Below are 16,653 nucleotides of genomic sequence, written 5' to 3' on the forward strand. Positions count from 1 at the left end.
GGCGCCCGGGAAATGTGGACGAAAGGCCACTACCGCAGCCCGGGCCCCCTTCAGTACGGTGAGAGGGCCCAGTGAGACGGTGCACGCGGATCACCAGATGGATCAAGCCCGGGGGGATACGGGCCCATCGCATGACGATCTGCGGAGAGGCGGTGGCGTCAGCCACCGCCTCTCCTTCGTCCCGGGCCAACGACACCGGCCCCTTTTCCCGGGCCCGCGGGCGGCGGCACCGGGACGAGGCGGGGTATGCCATACCCCGGATCGGCCGGGCCGGGCTCGCGGCCCCCTCCGGCGGGCGGGAGCTGGTGGGATGGGGACCATGACGAACAGCACCGAGCACACTCCCTCCCCTGACCGCCGGCGTGCCGTGGTGACCGGTGCGAGCACCGGCATCGGGGCCGCCACCGTGCGGCAGCTGGCCACCGTAGGCTGGTCCGTGCTGGCCGTGGCCCGCCGCGGTGACCGCCTCCGGGCCCTCGCCGGGGACACCGGCTGCGACGTCGTGACCGCGGACATCACCTCCGAGGACGACGTCGCCCGCATCGTCGAGGCGGCCGGCCCCGTCCACGCCGTGGTCAACAACGCCGGCGGGGCACGCGGCGTGGAGACGATCGCCGACGCGGACCTGGGCAAGTGGTCCTGGATGTACGACGTCAACGTCCTGGGCACCGTCCGGCTGACCAAGGCCCTGCTCCCGGCCCTGCGCGCCTCCGGGCGCGGCGACATCGTGATCGTGTCCTCCGTGGCCGGCCGGGTCACCTACGAGGGCGGTGGCGGTTACGCGGCGGCCAAGCACGCGGAGCGGGTGGTCGCCGAGACCCTGCGCCTGGAACTCAATGGCGAACCGATCCGGGTGATCGAGATCGCCCCGGGGCTGGTCCACACGGAGGAGTTCTCCCTGCGACGGCTCGGCGGGGACCGGGCCGCGGCCGACGCGGTCTACGCCGGGGTGCCGGGCCCGCTCTCGGCCGACGACGTGGCCGAGTGCATCGCGTGGACGCTCTCCCGGCCGCACCACGTGAACATCGACCAGCTGGTGGTCAAGCCCCTGGCGCAGGCCGCGATCCACAAGATGCACCGCACCCCCTGAGCGGGGCCACCGCCGACGGGTCCGGCCCGGCGGCCGGGTGAGCGGGCCGTGCGCCAGGTGTCCAGCGCGATGACCGCGGCCAGCACGACCAGGGACAGCGACACCGATGCCACCGCGTCGGTGATCCAGTGGTACCCGAGGTACACCCTGCTCACCGCCACGAGGAGGACCCCGAGGGACGCGGCGGCGAAACCGGGGGCGGCGGCCCTGCGCCATCGGCCCCGGGACACGAGCAGGAAGGTCGTGACCAGCAGGAAGTCGGCGGCGCCGAGGACATGGCCGGAGGGGAAGGAGAACGTGTGGTCGGCCCCCAGCATCATCTGGTCCACCGGGGGGCGCCGCCGCTGGACGGACCGCGCGATGACCTGGGCGAGACCCACTCCCACCATCATGGCCCCGGCCAGCAGCAGCGGCCGCCACGCGTGCCGGGCGCGCACCCCCCAGGCCACGGTGAACACCAGGACGATGAGGGGCATCACCACCGGCCCGAAGACCACGGCGATGGCCATCATCACGGCGGTCAGCGCGTCCGAGCGCACGGTCAGGAACCAGTGGCGCGCGGGCCCGTCCACACCGGCCAGGCCGTCGTGGTCCACGACGCCCACGAGCGTGGCGGAGAAGACCGACAGCCCGGCGACCGCCAGCAGCATCGCGGTCAGGTACAGCGCCCTCCTCGCACCCGTCGCGAGGCATCGTTGCTCCACCACGACCTTCTCGTGGAGGATGCGCCGCCAGTCCCGGGGCCCACCGCCGCCTGTCCCTGCCGCCATCGGTCGTACCGCCCGTCCTGGGAGAACGCCCCCGTGGGAGCCCGTGCATGATCTTCGCCCCGGACCCCGTGGCCTGCCAGAGCCGACCGGCGGCAGGGTCGCGGCCCATGCGACAACCGTGGCGGCACCGTGGGACCGGCCTGGCCATTGCTATCGTTTAACGATAGATTTGCATCGTTCATCGACCGAGGGAGCCGTCATGCGCGCCATCACCATCATCGTCCTGCGGGGCATCCTCGCCCTGGCCCTGCTGGGGTCCCTGGCCGTCCAGCTCCTGCTGGTCCCCCTGTTCTGGGCGGACCTGCACGGCGCCCCGGACGGCCTGCGGGTCACCCTGGTCATCCTCGTGGTCCTGGGGGTCGTCAGCCTCCAGGTCGTCGGGGTGTGCGTCTGGCGCCTGCTCGCCATGGTCCGCCGGGGCACGGTCTTCACCCGCGCCGCGTTCGGCTGGGTGGACACGATCATCGGGGCCATCGCGGCCGGTGCGGTGATCGTGTTCGCCGTCGCGGTCGCGCTCGCGCCGACCACGGTGGCCCCCGGCGTGGTCGGGCTCGTCTGCGGCGCGGCGCTCGTCGTGGCAGGCGTGGCCCTCGTGGTCTACGTCCAGCGGATGCTGCTGGCCCAGGCCGTGGACCGGGACGCCGAGGCCCGGGTGATGCGCGCCGAACTCGACGAGGTGATCTGATGCCGATCGTGGTGGACATCGACGTCATGCTCGCCCGGCGCAAGATGGCCGTGGGCACCCTGGCCGAGAGGGTCGGCATCACCCCGGCCAACCTGGCCGTGCTGAAGAACGGCCGGGCCAAGGCCGTGCGCTTCACCACCCTCCAGGCGCTGTGCGAGGCCCTGGACTGCCAGCCGGGTGACCTGCTGCGGTGGGAGCCGGACGGCGATGCGGCCGGCTGATCCCGCCGGCTGTCACAGCCTCCCGGCCACGTCCCGGACGGCCCGGGCATAGGCCGCGGACTCCAGGTAGGCGTCGTGCGTGGCGACCGTGAACTGGTAGGCCCCGCGCACGAACTCCTCGGCCTGCACGTCCATCCCGTCCGCGGGCCACGCGGCGCCGTAGCGGACGGTGAACCCGAGCGGGTCGTTGGGCCGGTAGAGGTTGGTCCAGCGCTCCCCCAGCAGCTCCCACAGGTGGCCCGGCACCGGCCCGGGGCTGCCCGGTGCGGGCGTCCACCCGGCGTCGGCCTCGCGGCGCACCTCCCCCGCCAGCAGCGGCGGCCACGGGTCCCGGCCCGCGGCCGAGGGCGGCGGGGCCGGCACGGTCGACAGCACCGGCGCGCCCAGGACCTCGGGGAAGAAGCGGCCGAAGTAGCGCCGTACCTGCGTCCCGTAGCTCACCAGCCCCAGGCGCCGGAACCGCGCCGCGGGCATCCCGCGCGCGGAGAGGTGGAACAGCACGCAGAGCGCGAGGACCAGTCCCATGGAGTGGCCCGAGAGCAGCACCCGACGGCGGCCGGCGCCCTCCGGCCGCAGCCAGTCCTCGATCCGGTCGACCACCTCGGGGACCACCCGCTCGGAGTAGCACGGCGGCCCGTAGGGGTGGGCCTGGGTGGGCAGGAAGCACATGAGGTCCCACAGCAGCCCCACGGGCCGGCCCTGGTCGCGGGCCGAGAGGACCGCCGTGGTCACCACGAGCGCCACCGCCGCCCACAGCCCCGCCTGACCGGCCGCGCGCAGCACCGGCCACGCCTGCTCCAGCACGGGCCACCCGGCCAGCCACGCCCCGCCGAGCACCGCTGAGGCGACGAGACCGGCGAGCACCGCCGCGGCCGCCCATCCGGCGGTGACCTCGGCGCGCCGGAACAGCGAGGCGCGCCGCCGGGAGGCCCACACGGCACGGGCGGCGGTGCTCACCACGGGGGCCTCGTCCCATGCGCCGGCGTCCGTGACGAGCCGCTCGCGGACGGCGGCCAGCTCCGCTGCGGCGCCCTCCCCGCCGGCGCGCCAGGCCAGTACGAACTGGACGCCCAGGGCGAGCAGCGCGGCCAGGGCCAGCAGCGTGAACCCCGCGGCGAAGACGACGTAGAGCACGGGCGGGGCGGTGTCCCCGAGCACCCAGCCGGCCACGATCACCGCGGAGAAGGACAGGACGAGCGCGAAGCCGCACGCCAGGGCGGCGAAGACGAAGGGCCCCTGGCCGCGCCACGCCACCGCGTCGCGGCGCTCCCGCGGGACGGCGCCGGCCCCCTGGACCAGCAGGACCCCCAGCAGCAGGACCAGGGCCACGGTCACCCCGACGACGGCCAGCCCCCCACCGCCGCCCTCCACCGGCGCGGCCGGGGTGCCGGTGGGCGGGCCGGGAGGTGAGCCGGGGAGGACCGTGCTCCCGGCCCGGTCGGGCAGCCGGCCGTCCAGCAAGGAGCAGGCGACGCCGGCCACCAGCACGCCGGCCCCCGCCGCCAGCAGCACCCAGTGCAGGACCGGCGTGCGGGAGCGCGGGTCGTGGACCTGGGGACGCAGGATCCGGATCCCGACGGCGGCGGTCACCACCGCGCCGAGGACGACGACCACGACCCAGGACCTCGCGAGCGGCTCGGCCGGCCAGCCGGCGGCGAGGACCCAGGGCACCCGGCCCAGTCCCAGCACGGTGCCGGTCCAGGCCAGCGCCGCGGCCCCGTGCAGCACCCCCAGTCGCCGCATCCCCGCCCCGACGCGCCACAGGCCCCGGCGGGCCAGCGCCGGCGGCGGACCGGCCGGGCCCGCGGCGGCGGGTGCGGGGGTGGCGTCGCCGTCCGGCCTTCCGGCGTCCGGTTCCCTGTCCCGTGGTCCCCTGTCGCGCGGGCCGGGGAGGTAGCGCGTGCGCGAGACCGTGGACAGCACGGCCAGGGCGGTGACCGCGAGCACGGGCAGCCCGGCCAGCAGCGCCGTCCGCGCCCCGGCGGGCCACTGGGCGAGCAGGTCGCGGACCCAGCCGCCGCGGCTCGCGGCGGCCATGTCCAGGGCGATCGTGGTGGCGGTCGTGACGAAGAGCAGGGTCAGTGCGAGCCCGAGGACGCGCACGGTCCCGGCGGAGCGGCCGCGGCCGATCACGTCGTGGACGGTGTCCGTCTCCTCGCCGTCTCCCGGTCCTCCCGGCACCCCGGCACCGGCGGGCGCCGACGTCGGGCCCGTCCCGAGCTGGTGCCGGGACCAGTAGGCCGTGTTGACCAGGCCGAACGGGGCGAGCGAGAACCACGCGGCGCGCACGGCGGCGTCACCCACCCGGCCCAGGGCGGGCAGCCCGGTGAAGCGGGCCAGCCGGCCCCACGCGTACGCCTCCACCCGGTGCCCGGCGGTGGAGCCGCGCGCGGTGGAGAAGCCGGCGAGCGCGTCGCCGCGCGTGGACACCACGCGGGACGGGGTGGTCTGCAGCATCCGGTGCGGCGGGGTGTTGCGCACGCCGTGGATGCGCAGCTCCAGCAGTCCGGGGTCGTGGGGCGGCGGCATGGCACCATCGTCGCCGGGGGGCACGGGCTCGGGAACCACGGGTGCCCCTACGGGACCAGCATCACCTTGAGCGCCTCACGGGCGTCCATGGCGGCGTAGGCCTCCGGGGTGCGCTCCAGCGGCATGGTGCGGTCGAAGACCCGGCCCGGGGCGATCTCCCCGGCCAGCACCTGGCCGATGGCCTGCTCCATGTACCGGCGCACGGGGGCGGTGCCGCCGGTGAGCGTGATGTTGTGGCGGAACATCGGCCCGCCGATGGGCGCCTCGGGGTACTGCGGCACGCCCACCCGGGAGACGGTGCCGCCGGGGCGGACCACGCCGAGGGCCTGCTCGTAGGCGGGCAGGTGGCCCACGGCCTCGAGGACCACGTGGGAGCCCTCGCCGCCGGTCAGCTCGCGCACGCGCCCGATGCCCTCCTCGCCGCGCTCGGCCACCACGTCCGTGGCGCCGAACTCGCGGCCCAGGTCCGTACGCCCGGCGTGGCGGCCCATGAGGATGATCCGCTCGGCGCCGAGCTGGCGGGAGGCCAGGACGGCGGACAGGCCCACCGCGCCGTCGCCGACGACGGTCACCGTGTGCCCCGGGCCCACGCGGCCCATCGTGGCGGCGTGGAGACCGGTGAGGTAGACGTCCGAGAGGGTCAGCAGGCTCGCGAGCAGCTCCTCCGAGCCGTTGCCGGTCTCGTCCACGTCCGGCACCACCACGAGCGTGCCGTCGGCCCGCGGGACGCGCACGTACTCCGCCTGCAGGCCGCCAAGGCCGTTGCTGCCGAAGAACCCGCCGTGCAGGCAGGAGACGTGGAAGCCCTCGCGGCAGTACACGCAGGTGTTGTCCTGGAAGGTGAAGGAGGAGACCACCAGGTCCCCGGGCTTGAGGCTCGTGACCTCCGGGCCGGTCTCCTCGACCACGCCCATCACCTCGTGGCCCATGGGCGCGCCGTGCTCCCGCGCGGGCATGGTGTGGAACGGGTGCAGGTCCGAGCCGCACACGCACGAGCGGACCGTGCGGATGATGGCCTCGTGGGGCTCCTGCAGGGTGGGATCCGGCACGGTCTCCACGCGGACGTCACCGGCGCCGTACATGACTGCGGCCTTCATTCGGGACCACCTCTCTCCGTGGGGCTTGACCCTCCCACCGTAGCGGGCGGCCCGGACGGCGCCGGTGACCGCTGCCGGCGGCCCCCGCCAGAACCGCTGCCGGACCCGGCTCAGCCGGCGCCGGCCAGCTCGCGCCGGCGCATGAGGACCAGGGCTGCCGCGCTCCCGGCCGCCACCACCGCGAGCAGCCACCACAGTCCGCGCACGTCCACCTCGCCGCCCACGGTGACGGGCGACTGGGCGAACGGGGAGAGGTCCGCGGTCCACTCGGGCAGGCCCAGCAGCGGGCCGAACATGCCCAGGACGGTGGCCACGAGCACGAGGCCCCATGCCACGCCGAGGGTGGCCCGGGGGACGAGCACGAAGGCCAGCGCGGCCAGCACCGTGAAGACGCTGGCCGCGACCACCTGCCCCAGCCCGGCCACCGTGACCACCCGGTACAGGGACTCCGCTCCCCCGCTCGCGGCCAGGCCGAGGTAGGCGGCCGCCAGCGCGGCGGCCACGACGATGAGGACCGCCCCGGTGGCGACCGCCAGGTACCCGGCGAGCCAGCGCGCCCGGCCGGTCGGCGTCGAGAGCACGGGCTCGGCCGTGCCGTGTACCTCGGCCTGCCGCGCCCGCACCACGGTCTGGACCGCGCTGCACGCCGCGAGGATGCCCAGGAAGGTGAAGAACGTGGTGACCACGGCCTCCTCGAGGGCCCCGGCCCCGGCGATCCGCTCGAGGATGTGCTCCACGGCGGTGTTCTGCCCGGCGATCTGGTCCACGAGCCTGCCCAGCGTGGTCGCCAGGATCCCGACGACGGCCCCGCCGGCCGCCCAGCCCAGGACCGAGCCGGCCGCCAGCCGCCACGTCAGGGCGCTCGGCGAGGACAGCCCGCGCCGGGCGGTGGCCCGGCCGTCGCGCGCGGCGACGAGGCTCGCGCCGACGTCGCGGGTCGACTGCAGCGCGAGGGCGCCGAGGGACAGGACCAGCGCGCAGGCCACGGACAGGGCGAGCGGCCACCACCGGTCGGCGTCGAAGGGGCGGGTCTGCTCGGCCCAGCCGAACGGGGACAGCCACACCGGCCAGGCGCTGTCCATCCGGCTCAGGTCCGAGCTGGGGGTACCGACGGCATTGGACAGCCCCGCGAGCAGGAACGTGCCCAGCAGCACCCAGACCGCCAGGGAGTTCGCCCCGCGGGCAGTCGGCATGACCTGCGCGGCGAGCAGTCCGGCTCCGAGGAAGACGACGCCGGTCGCGGCCGCCGCGGCCCCGCACAGCAGCGCGCCGTCCACCTCCAGGTCCCCGATCGCCAGCGCGCCGGCCGAGGCCAGGCCCAGGGCCGCGTTGGCGGCGACGCCGTGCACGAGCGTGGCGAGCGTGGGCAGGGTGCGGCCGGCCGGCGTGGAGGACAGCAGCTCGGTGCGCCCGGCGTCCTCGTCCCCGCGGGTGTGCCGCACGGCCAGGAAGACGCTCATCAGGGCCGCGAGGATGGCCAGCCACGGCAGCAGCAGGAAGGCGAGGAAGGCGCCCTCCGACGTGCCGGACGGCAGGCCGCGGAAGACGAGGATCACGGGATTGGCCAGGGCGAGGGCCACCAGCGTCTGCCGGTCCTGGGGGGTGCCGTAGGACTCCGCGACCCCGGACTGGCCCGAGAGCGCGAGCGCCCCGGTGCCGAGGATCCACAGCAGCAGCTGGATCCGGTCCCGCCGCAGCCGCTGGCGCAGCAGCACCGGCAGCAGGCCGCTCATCGCCGGTCCCGTCCGTGGCCTGGCCGGACGCCGTCGGCCCGGTGCCGGGGGGCCTGGTCGGACGCGGGGCCAGTGCCCTGCCCGGCGGCGTGGGATGAGGCGCCCGCGCCCTCCGGGGGGCGCGGCCCGTCCGGGCCGGCGGGGCCGGCGTCGTCCCCGTAGTGCCGCAGGAACAGCTCCTCGAGCGAGGGCGGCGCCACCTGCAGGCCCACGACGCCGAGCTCGGCGAGCGCCGGGAGCACCGTGGCGATCGCGTCGCTGTCCACGGTGAACCGGGCCCGGCCGTCCTGCACGGTGGCGTCGTGCGCGCCGGGCAGGGCGGCGAGCCGCTCGGGGGTGATCCCGTCCGCGACGAAGGAGACGTCCGTGCGGGTCAGGTGGCGCAGCTCGGCGAGCGTTCCGCTGTCCACGATGCGGCCGGCGCGGATGATGGAGACGCGGTCGCACAGTTGCTCGACGACGGAGAGCACGTGGCTGGACAGCAGCACCGTGGCGCCGGCGTCCCGCACCCGCCGGACCTCCTGCTGGAAGACCACGCCCATGAGGGGGTCCAGTCCGCTCGTGGGCTCGTCGAGCACGTACAGCTCGGCGGGCACGGCGAACGCGGCGATGAGGGCCACCTTCTGGCGGTTGCCCTTCGAGTAGCTGCGGCCCTTCTTGCGCGGATCGAAGTCGAAGGCGGCGGTGAGCCGGTCCCGCTCGGCGCGGTAGGCCGGGTCGTCGTGGCGCACCCCGCGCAGCCGGGCCAGCAGGTCGAGGCTCTCCCCGCCCGAGAGGTTCGGCCAGACGCTCACGTCCCCGGGCACCGAGGCGAGGCGCCGGTGCAGCTGCACGGCGTCCGTCCACGGGTCGCGGCCGAAGACCTCGACCTCCCCGGCGGTGCGGCGGGCCAGGCCGAGCAGGATGCGGATGGTGGTGGTCTTGCCGGCCCCGTTGGGCCCCAGGAAGCCGTGCACCTGGCCCGCCCCGACGGCCAGGTACAGGCCGTCCAGGGCGTGGACGCGGCCGTAGTGCTTGTGGAGGTCGCGGGTGGAGATGACGGGGGCCGCGGTGGGGGTGCTCACGAGGCCGGATGCTACGCCGTCGCCTTGGGTGCGGGAAGGCGCGCGGGTCCGGTCGGATGTCCTGGCACCCCTGCGATGTCTCCCCGCACCGGTGGACGTTACGGAGATATCGCTGAGATAGGGCCCGCCAAGGTGGTCGAGCTGGTCCACGCCCCAGAGCATTCAACGACACCGACGCCAGTGCCCAGCGCGACCTTGCTCGCGAACACCTCGAGTACGGCGTGTATGCCAGTGCTGCCACCGCATCGCTTCGATGCGAACCAGTCCCGATTTGGGTTCGGCCGGTGCGGTCCTGCCGGCTGAGGGTGAAGCTGGTTATTGCCATGGCCGTCGAGTGTTGTTCATGATCCCGTGCCCGGTGCTCTCTACGTTGAGGTCGTCCACTCCACCTTGCTGAAAGTTGCACCGAGATGCGTCTACGCGCCCGAAAGCTGACCGTGGCCACGGCCACCAGCGCCACCCTTGCCAGCATCCTCCTCGTTCCCGGCGCGGTCGCCGCCGCGACGACCACCGGAGAGACGGCCGAGGGAATCGTCTACAACGACCTCAATGAGAACAACCAGCGGGACGCCGACGAGCCGGGCGTTCCCGGCGTTGCCGTGTCCAATGGCCTCGATGTGGTGACCACCGATGAGAACGGCGCATACCGTCTGCCGGTGGACGAGGAGACCATCCTCTTCGTCACCAAGCCCAACGGTTACATGGTGCCCGTCAACGACGTGCAGCTCCCGCAGTTCTACTACCTGCACTACCCGAACGGGACGCCGCACGAACTGCGCTACGGGGGCATTGCCCCCACGGGTCCGCTGCCGGATTCGGTGGACTTCCCGCTCGTGGAACAAGAGGACAGCGACGTCTTCGACGCGCTCGTCTTCGCCGACCCGCAGACCCGCACCTCCGGGGAAATCGAGGAACTGCGGAAAGACCTGGTCAATGAGCTCAAAGGGTCCGACGCAACGTTCGGGCTCACCGTCGGCGACGTGGTGAACGATCCGCTGCATCTTTTCCCCGAGCACAATGCGGCCGTGGCCGAGATCGGGATCCCGTGGTGGAACCTGCCCGGTAACCACGACATGGACTACGACGCGCCCAGCGACGAGCACGCCACAGACACCTACAAGTCGGTGTTCGGCCCCACGAACTACTCCTTCGACTACGGCCAGGTGCATGTGGTGGCCATGGACAACATCGAGAAGGTCGGCTCCGGCTACCGCGCGCACCTGAGCGAGGCCCAGCTTGCCTGGCTTGCCAACGACCTCGCCCTGGTGCCCGAGGACAAGCTCGTCGTGCTCGCCACCCACAGCCCGCTGCGCACCGGAGCCACGTCTTCGAACCGCTTGAACCTCAACGATGAGAGCCTCCATGGACTCTTCGAGGTGCTCGGGGACCGCAAGCACGTCTACAGCTTCTCCGGGCACGACACCTCCAACAGCTGGCAGATGTACCTCGGTGAGGAGGAGGGCTGGACGGGCGCCGAGCCGTTCCACCATCAGGTCCTGGCCGAGGCCCGCGGCGGCGGATGGGGCACCGGACCGATCGATGACCGGGGCGTCTCCGCCGCGGACATGGCCGACGGCAACCCCAACGGCTACTACACGATGCACTTCGACGGCGCCGACTACACCCCCCGGTACAAGGCGGCAAGCCTGCCGGCAGACTTCCAGATGCGCCTGTCCTTCTCCGGCGGAGCCAGTGGCAAGACCCACCTGCCGACCGGGCCGAGCGGATCCGGTGAGTTCGCCGAGCCGGTGACCTACCATCCGCGTGACTGGGACCTCGAACGGTGGCAGGCCCCGACGCTCACTGCCAACGTCTTCGACGGTGGAGAACGCCACACCGTCGAGGTGTCCATCGACGGCCGCGCCTATGAGCCCATGACGCATGTCGCACCGCAGAACGACCCCTACATGACCCACCTGTTCCAGCAGTTCACCGGAACACCGGAACAGCCGGCCCGCCCCGAGGCCTCCTCCCACCTGTGGACGGCACCGCTGCCTACGAACCTCAGCCCCGGCACGCACACCGTGACCGTGCGCAGCACCGACCCCTACGGCCAGGTCTCCACGTCGAAAACCGACATCGAGATCATCGCCGGCAAGCCCACCAAGGACTGACCCACGACATAGGCTGACGGAGGGCCCCACGCCTCGGTGTGGGGCCCTCCGTCGACACCAGCATGACCCGCCCAATCCTTGAACACAGGAATCAGCGCCCTAGCTTTTCCGTTACGACAACGCCGCCGGAGTGAACGAGATAGAGAGGGCCGTGCGAACGCGCCATCCATCCCTCCCCTGCGTTTCGAAGGACGCTCACAGAAGGCCGGAAACCGGGGACTGTAAGAAAAACGGTGTGTGAGGGTCCGGCCTGATCCGAAAGGAGACGGCCGTGACTGACACGACCGAGGCAACAGAGGCGATGATCGATCCCGTGACCGGAGAGATCATCGATCAGAAACAACTCGCCGAACAACTGCTCGCCCAGGCCAAGGAGCAAGGCGTGAGCCTGGTCGGCCCCGGCGGGCTGCTCAACCAGCTGACGAAGAACGTGCTGGAAACGGCGCTCGAGGCGGAGCTGACTGAGCACCTCGGCCACGAGCATGGTGAGGTGCCGATCGCGGAGAATATGCGCAACGGCACGAGATCGAAGACGGTGTTGACCGAGATCGGCCCCGTGCAGATCGAGGTGCCGCGGGATCGGGAGGGGTCCTTCGAGCCGGTGATCGTGCCCAAGCGCAAACGGCGCCTGGACGGGATCGACCAGATCGTGCTGTCCCTCTCGGCTCGGGGTTTGACGACCGGGGAGATCGCCGCGCACTTCGAGGAGGTCTACGGAGCCACCGTCTCCAAGGACACCATCTCCAGGATCACCGAGAAGGTCGCCGGGGAACTCGCGGAGTGGTCCGCCCGGCCGCTGGACTCGCTCTACCCGGTGATCTTCGTCGACGCCATTGTGGTCAAGGTCCGGGACGGTCAGGTGCGCAACACCCCGTTCTACGTGGTCATGGGCGTCACCACCAATGGAGAACGCGACATCCTCGGGATCTGGGCCGGTGACGGCGCCGAGGGCGCCCGGTTCTGGCTGCAGGTCTTCTCCGAACTGAAGAACCGGGGCGTGGAGGATGTGCTCATCGCCGTGTGCGATGGGCTCAAGGGCCTGCCGGAGGCGATCACGACCACCTGGGAGCGGACGGTGGTCCAGCAGTGCATCGTGCATCTGATCCGCAACAGCTTCCGCTACGCCGGCCGACAGCACCGCGACGGGATCGTCAAGGCCCTCAAGCCGGTCTACACCGCCCCGAGCGAGCAAGCGGCGAAGGACCGCTTCGCCGAGTTCAGGGACGAGTGGGGTCAGCGGTATCCGGCGATCGTGCAGCTCTGGGAGTCCTCGTGGGCGGAGTTCGTGCCGTTCCTGGAGTACGACGTGGAGATCCGCCGGGTGATCTGCACGACCAACGCGATCGAGTCGATCAACGCCCGCTACCGCCGGGCGGTCCGCGCCCGGGGCCACTTCCCGAACGAGGCAGCCGCCCTGAAGTGTCTGTATCTCGTCACCCGGTCCCTTGATCCCACCGGCGGCGGGAGGGCACGCTGGGTGATGAGGTGGAAGCCGGCGCTCAACGCCTTCGCGATCACCTTCGCCGGACGGTTCGAGAGAACCACTCACTGATGAAAACCGCCGGACCCCACACACCCTTTATCGGACAGTCCCGGAAACCGCGATGACGTCGAGTGATGCCTTGCCAGGTGCGGTTTCCGCACAGAGTAACGATGCGGGTAGTGCTTTGTACGGTCCCTGCTTGTGGGCTGACGGGTACCTACCCTCCAAGGCCGTCGGGGCGAGTGGTGACCACGCTGGTGAGGCAGCGACGCCCCGGAGAGTCCCAAGATCGCATCATGAGGTGCGGGGCGCCGGTACGTGACTGCCAGTCTCGCAATCGGTGTACGAGTGTCGCCCTCTCCTTCCGGACCCCCTGTCGGGCCGTGGCTAGGTGCGTTGCGCCGACATGGCCTCCCTTGTCATTGAGTGGTGGGGAAATGGATAGTGGATTTCCCCACCATTGCCCTGTGCAGAGCTCGGGTCACCGGCGGGAGGCCTCGCTGGCCGGCCGCGTGTGGTCGGCCTACCGGGCGGAGACCATGGAGAGGGGGGAGGGATTCCCGCGGATGGTGTTCAGGGTGAAGCTGGCCGTCCCGGGCAGATACCGGTCGTCGGAGGACTCGACCGGCGTCCCGTTGCTGGTGAACGCCCTGCGTCGGACCCTCAGCAGTGGCGCGCCCTCGGCGACGCCGAGGAGTTGGGCATCGTCCGCGTCGGCGCCGATGGCATCGATGGTGCGCGTGGCGTTGTTGATGTCCACCCCGGAGTCGATCAGGTGCTGGTAGATGGAGCCGGAGTCAGTGTCGAACGTCAGGAGGTGCCGCCCCACCTCGAGGGGGTAGTTCAAGCGTTCGACCATGGCTGGTCTGCCGTTGAGCAGCCGCAACCGGAAGACGGAGACCACGGGAGTCCGTGGCTCGATCTCCAGGGCGGCAGCCAGTGCCGGGTCGGCGGGCCGACGCGTGACGCTCTGGGTGAGCTGTCCCGGTTCGAACCCCGACTGCCGGCACCACTCCGAGTAGGAGATGACGCCGTCGAAGGACTGGGTCGGCACCGTGTCCAGGACGATGGTGCGCCGGCCCCGCCCCGAGGAGATCAGTCCTTCCGCGCGCAACGCGGCCATGGCCTGGCGCACAGGGCCCCGGGAGGTTTCGAACCGTTGGCACAACTCCGATTCGGAGGGCAGCGGGTCTCCGGGAGCGAACTCCTGGCTGCTGATCGCCGACCGCAGGTACGCGGTGATCTCCTCATGTTGCTGCCGTCCATTGCCCATGCGTGTAAACCGGCCCCCTCACGATAGGTGCGGGGCGACACACCGGCCTTTCACCCCACAGACACGAACTGCATGACCGGTGCCAGCCCCCATGGACACCGGCACCGCTGTTCTTCTGACAACTATATGTATAGACACACTAGCGTGCGGTACCGCCAAGCACTACCGGTAAGATCGTGTTGGCCCCGGCAATGTTGTGCTCGACCTGAACTGTCGGGCCACTCGCGGTGTCAGCGCCGAGGGTGAACAGTTGGCAAACATGTCTATACATCCGGAAGTTCGGATAGGTGGCACCCGTAGCATCGCTTGTATGAACAAGCACTCCGACCTCTTGGTCGTCGGCTCCGGGATCCTGGGCCTTGCGACCGCCTTCCTGGCCCATCAACAGGGTCAGTCCGTCCGCGTGATCGACGGCGAGGATCGCCCCGTGGGCTCCTCGATCCAGAACTTCGGCCACGCCTGCTTCACCGGCCAGGCCGACCTCATCCAGGACGTCGCCGACCGCGCCCGGGCCGGCTGGCTGAGCGCAGCGGCGCAGGCGGGTTTCTGGGCAGCGGAGTCGGGAACCTACATCCCGGCAATGACGGAGACCGAGCAGCAGGTGCTGCGGGAGTTCGCCGAGCACCGCGGCACCGACCAGGTCACCCTCCTCACCGGCGCTGAGGCGGCCGAGGCGATCGGAAACCCCGAACTGCAAGCCGTGTCCGGAGCTCACCTCCCCCGCGATATGCGAGTCAATCCCCGCGAGGCGGCGCCCCTACTGGCCCGCTGGCTCAGCGCGCAGGGAGTCGACTTCGCCTGGGGCACGCGCGCCACCGCCGTGGGCGACGGTGTCGCGCAGACCAGCCGCGGCGAGTACACGGCTTCCCGGATCATCGTCTGCCCCGGCTACGGGCTCAGGGACCTGTTCCCCGCCCTGGCCGAACAGCATGGAGTCCGGACGAGCACGCTGGTGATGTCCCTTATCGATCGGCCCCGACGCGTGCCGGCAGACCTCGCCCTGCTGACCGGGACCTCCCTGACCCGGTACGACGGCTTCACCGCCATGCCGTCCGCCGACCAGCTGCGCCGCGAACTTGCTGAGCGGGAGCCGGAACTCGTCGACTGCATCGCCAACCTCATGGTGACGGGCATCGAGGGCGGGCTGTTCATCGGCGACAGTCACGCCTATGACACCAGCCCGGAGCCCTTCATCGACGAGCGCATCAGCGAGTTGCTGCTGGACCGCGCCACCCAGCTCCTGGGCATCGACTCACCGATGGTCGGCCAGCGGTGGCTGGGTCGCTACGCGGACAGCTCCTCCACCAACCTCGTCCTGGAGCACCCCGACGAGCGCACCACCGTCGCGGTGGTCACCTCCGGGATCGGCATGACCCTGTCCTTCGGCATCGCCGAACTCGCCCTCGACGGGGGCGACGTCCCCGGATTTTGAGGCCCTGCCCGTCGTCCGCATGACGTTTCCGTGAACACTTGCGGAACACCCCAACTTGTATATATATGTTGCCCTTCCTTGGGGCACACTGGATGAGGCCCGACCGGGCCGCGCTCCGAGGACCCACTCTCCCCGGCTCCCCCGCTGAAAGACATCACCTACCCCGATCCTGCTCCCTCGAGCTTTCGACCTGTCCTGCCCTCCGAAAGGAACCGTCCCATGAAGACCGCCCGTCTTGAGTCCCCCGCCGTCCGCGCTGCCGCCCTGGCTGCCGTCACCGTCCCGTTCCTCGCCGCCTGCGGCGGCGGTGCAGACGGCGGCGAGACCCTGACCTTCGCTGCCATCCCGGCCGAGTCCTCGGCCTCCCTGGAGAGCGATTACTCCAATATCACCGCGCTCATCGAGCAGGAGACCGGCGTCGACGTCGAGTTCCAGAACGCCTCGGACTACGCCGCGGTCATCGAGGGCCAGCGCGCCGGACAGATCGACATCGCCTCCTACGGCCCGTTCTCCTACGTCATCGCCAAGGACTCCGGCGTGAACATCGAGCCGGTCGCCGCCCCGACCAGCGACCAGGACAAGCAGCCGGCCTACACCTCGCTCGCCTATGTCCGGGCCGACTCCGACATCCAGGACCTGGCCGACCTCGAGGGCAAGAAGGTGTGCTTCGTGGACGCCGCTTCGACCTCCGGCTATCTGGTGCCGATGAAGGGCCTGCTGGACGAGGGCATCGACCTGAATACCGAGACCGAGGCCGTCCTGGCCGGCGGCCACGACGCCTCGCTGCTCTCCCTCGACGCCGGCTCCTGCGACGCCGCCTTCGCCCACGACACCATGCTCAACACCCTGGTCACTTCCGGTCAGGTCGACGAGGGCGCCCTCAAGCCGGTGTGGGAGTCCGCGCCGATCACGGAGGACCCGATCGCCCTGAACATGGACACCATCGAGCCCGAGCTGGCCGAGCAGATCTCCACCGTCATCCGGGAGAAGGCCAACAAGCCCGCCTTGGTCGAGGCCGGCATCTGTGCCTCCGAGGAGGACTGCGTGCTGCCGGAGGAGATCGAGTACGGCTACCTGCCGGTGGATGACTCCGACTTCGACGCCATCCGCGAGATCTGCGCAGCGACCGACGCCGATGCCTGCCACAGCGTCGGCTAACCGG

Annotated in this window: 12 protein-coding genes and 1 pseudogene; 7 read left to right on the top strand and 6 right to left on the bottom strand. The window is 71.5% G+C overall.

Annotated elements, in window-relative coordinates; translation table 11 throughout:
* Nucleotides 1-310: 310 nt before the first annotated feature.
* A complete protein-coding gene (locus tag E7744_RS08535) occupies nt 311-1,090 on the top strand; it encodes an SDR family oxidoreductase (RefSeq protein ID WP_371415333.1) in 780 nt (259 codons plus the stop codon).
* Nucleotides 1,091-1,152: 62 nt separating this feature from the next.
* On the opposite strand, the pseudogene E7744_RS16580 reads toward E7744_RS08535, so the two are convergent.
* Nucleotides 1,153-1,860 (bottom strand): annotated as a pseudogene (locus tag E7744_RS16580) (phosphatase PAP2 family protein); the annotation flags it as partial.
* Nucleotides 1,861-2,059: 199 nt separating this feature from the next.
* Here E7744_RS16580 and E7744_RS08545 point away from each other — a divergent pair.
* Both E7744_RS08545 and E7744_RS08550 read left to right on the top strand, forming a co-directional pair.
* A complete protein-coding gene (locus E7744_RS08545) occupies nt 2,060-2,545 on the top strand; it encodes a DUF2975 domain-containing protein (RefSeq protein ID WP_137773749.1) in 486 nt (161 codons plus the stop codon).
* Nucleotides 2,545-2,766 (top strand): helix-turn-helix transcriptional regulator, encoded by a 222-nt coding sequence (locus tag E7744_RS08550; protein ID WP_137773750.1) that lies wholly within the window; start codon nt 2,545-2,547, stop codon nt 2,764-2,766. The genes E7744_RS08545 and E7744_RS08550 overlap by 1 nt, the downstream gene beginning before the upstream one ends.
* 12 nt (nt 2,767-2,778) lie before the next feature.
* Here the strand turns inward: E7744_RS08550 and E7744_RS08555 are convergent, their stop codons facing one another.
* The 4 genes from E7744_RS08555 to E7744_RS08570 all read right to left on the bottom strand — a co-directional run bounded on the left by E7744_RS08555 (nt 2,779) and on the right by E7744_RS08570 (nt 9,189).
* A complete protein-coding gene (locus tag E7744_RS08555) occupies nt 2,779-5,295 on the bottom strand; it encodes a hypothetical protein (RefSeq protein ID WP_137773751.1) in 2,517 nt (838 codons plus the stop codon).
* 47 nt (nt 5,296-5,342) lie between these two features.
* Nucleotides 5,343-6,392: an alcohol dehydrogenase catalytic domain-containing protein gene (locus E7744_RS08560; RefSeq protein WP_210417093.1), complete on the bottom strand. Its 1,050-nt coding sequence runs from the start codon at nt 6,390-6,392 to the stop codon at nt 5,343-5,345.
* 110 nt (nt 6,393-6,502) lie between these two features.
* Nucleotides 6,503-8,125 (bottom strand): ABC transporter permease, encoded by a 1,623-nt coding sequence (locus tag E7744_RS08565; protein WP_137773752.1) that lies wholly within the window; start codon nt 8,123-8,125, stop codon nt 6,503-6,505.
* Nucleotides 8,122-9,189, bottom strand: a complete 1,068-nt coding sequence (locus E7744_RS08570; RefSeq protein WP_246858368.1) for an ABC transporter ATP-binding protein — start codon at nt 9,187-9,189, stop codon at nt 8,122-8,124. Before E7744_RS08570 ends, E7744_RS08565 begins: the two co-directional genes overlap by 4 nt.
* A gap of 437 nt (nt 9,190-9,626) precedes the next feature.
* Between E7744_RS08570 and E7744_RS08575 the strand changes: the two genes are divergently transcribed.
* Together E7744_RS08575 and E7744_RS08580 are read left to right on the top strand one after the other, a co-directional pair.
* On the top strand, nt 9,627-11,303 hold the full coding sequence (locus E7744_RS08575) for a calcineurin-like phosphoesterase family protein (RefSeq protein WP_168199787.1): 1,677 nt from the start codon (nt 9,627-9,629) through the stop codon (nt 11,301-11,303).
* A gap of 301 nt (nt 11,304-11,604) precedes the next feature.
* Nucleotides 11,605-12,855 carry an IS256 family transposase gene (locus tag E7744_RS08580; RefSeq protein WP_137774762.1) on the top strand — a complete coding sequence of 417 codons (1,251 nt, stop codon included), beginning with the start codon at nt 11,605-11,607 and terminating at the stop codon, nt 12,853-12,855.
* A gap of 454 nt (nt 12,856-13,309) precedes the next feature.
* On the opposite strand, the gene E7744_RS08585 is transcribed toward E7744_RS08580, so the two are convergent.
* Nucleotides 13,310-14,059 carry a GntR family transcriptional regulator gene (locus tag E7744_RS08585; RefSeq protein ID WP_137773755.1) on the bottom strand — a complete coding sequence of 250 codons (750 nt, stop codon included), beginning with the start codon at nt 14,057-14,059 and terminating at the stop codon, nt 13,310-13,312.
* 310 nt (nt 14,060-14,369) lie between these two features.
* On the opposite strand from E7744_RS08585, the gene E7744_RS08590 reads away from it, so the two are divergent.
* Nucleotides 14,370-15,491 (top strand): TIGR03364 family FAD-dependent oxidoreductase, encoded by a 1,122-nt coding sequence (locus E7744_RS08590; RefSeq protein ID WP_137773756.1) that lies wholly within the window; start codon nt 14,370-14,372, stop codon nt 15,489-15,491.
* Nucleotides 15,492-15,710: 219 nt separating this feature from the next.
* The gene (locus E7744_RS08595) at nt 15,711-16,649 is read left to right on the top strand and encodes a phosphate/phosphite/phosphonate ABC transporter substrate-binding protein (RefSeq protein WP_137773757.1); all 939 of its coding nucleotides are present in this window, start codon (nt 15,711-15,713) and stop codon (nt 16,647-16,649) included.
* Nucleotides 16,650-16,653 lie beyond the last annotated feature (4 nt).

Origin of the sequence: Citricoccus sp. SGAir0253 (assembly GCF_005877055.1) — a bacterium.
Classification (GTDB): Bacteria; Actinomycetota; Actinomycetes; order Actinomycetales; family Micrococcaceae; genus Citricoccus.

What these genes read in the sequence shown, in the direction of transcription:
- E7744_RS08535 (WP_371415333.1), top strand. Translation starts at nt 311, where the DNA reads ATGGGGACCATGACGAACAGCACCGAGCACACTCCCTCCCCTGACCGC.
- E7744_RS08545 (WP_137773749.1), top strand. Translation starts at nt 2,060, where the DNA reads ATGCGCGCCATCACCATCATCGTCCTGCGGGGCATCCTCGCCCTGGCC.
- E7744_RS08550 (WP_137773750.1), top strand. Translation starts at nt 2,545, where the DNA reads ATGCCGATCGTGGTGGACATCGACGTCATGCTCGCCCGGCGCAAGATG.
- E7744_RS08555 (WP_137773751.1), bottom strand. Translation starts at nt 5,295, where the DNA reads ATGCCGCCGCCCCACGACCCCGGACTGCTGGAGCTGCGCATCCACGGC.
- E7744_RS08560 (WP_210417093.1), bottom strand. Translation starts at nt 6,392, where the DNA reads ATGAAGGCCGCAGTCATGTACGGCGCCGGTGACGTCCGCGTGGAGACC.
- E7744_RS08565 (WP_137773752.1), bottom strand. Translation starts at nt 8,125, where the DNA reads ATGAGCGGCCTGCTGCCGGTGCTGCTGCGCCAGCGGCTGCGGCGGGAC.
- E7744_RS08580 (WP_137774762.1), top strand. Translation starts at nt 11,605, where the DNA reads ATGATCGATCCCGTGACCGGAGAGATCATCGATCAGAAACAACTCGCC.
- E7744_RS08585 (WP_137773755.1), bottom strand. Translation starts at nt 14,059, where the DNA reads ATGGGCAATGGACGGCAGCAACATGAGGAGATCACCGCGTACCTGCGG.
- E7744_RS08590 (WP_137773756.1), top strand. Translation starts at nt 14,370, where the DNA reads ATGAACAAGCACTCCGACCTCTTGGTCGTCGGCTCCGGGATCCTGGGC.
- E7744_RS08595 (WP_137773757.1), top strand. Translation starts at nt 15,711, where the DNA reads ATGAAGACCGCCCGTCTTGAGTCCCCCGCCGTCCGCGCTGCCGCCCTG.